We start from the raw sequence: 272 nt of genomic DNA, 5'->3' as shown, positions 1-272 counted from the left end.
GCTTGCCGAAAAAACCAGATTGAGCGAGCAAGTCATTAACCGCGGTATAAAGGTCCGTGGTAGTACCGCCGTTATCAATGTAATCTTCAAAGGCGTTAATGATGTCTTCATCACTTACGCCGTGGGTTTTGTTTGAGCCTTGCAAAACCACCAAAATTTCGTTAATTGGTGGGAATTGAACCTGGCCTTCAGGCCCAATAAACAGCGTCAAAATTGACTTCTTCAGGCGCTTTTCCACTTGCAAAATCGCCCGGCCGTCCAACTTGCACTCA

General features: G+C 46.3%; 1 protein-coding gene. It reads right to left on the bottom strand.

Going from position 1 to position 272, the window contains the following annotated elements; genetic code table 11:
- The coding region (locus FC20_RS10570; protein ID WP_162254734.1) for a DUF6096 family protein at positions 1 to 272 on the bottom strand (272 nt) is incomplete at both ends.

This window comes from Lactobacillus equicursoris DSM 19284 = JCM 14600 = CIP 110162, assembly GCF_001434815.1.
GTDB classification, from domain to species: domain Bacteria; phylum Bacillota; class Bacilli; order Lactobacillales; family Lactobacillaceae; genus Lactobacillus; species Lactobacillus equicursoris.
This window is presented reverse-complemented; position numbering and strand designations above follow the sequence as displayed.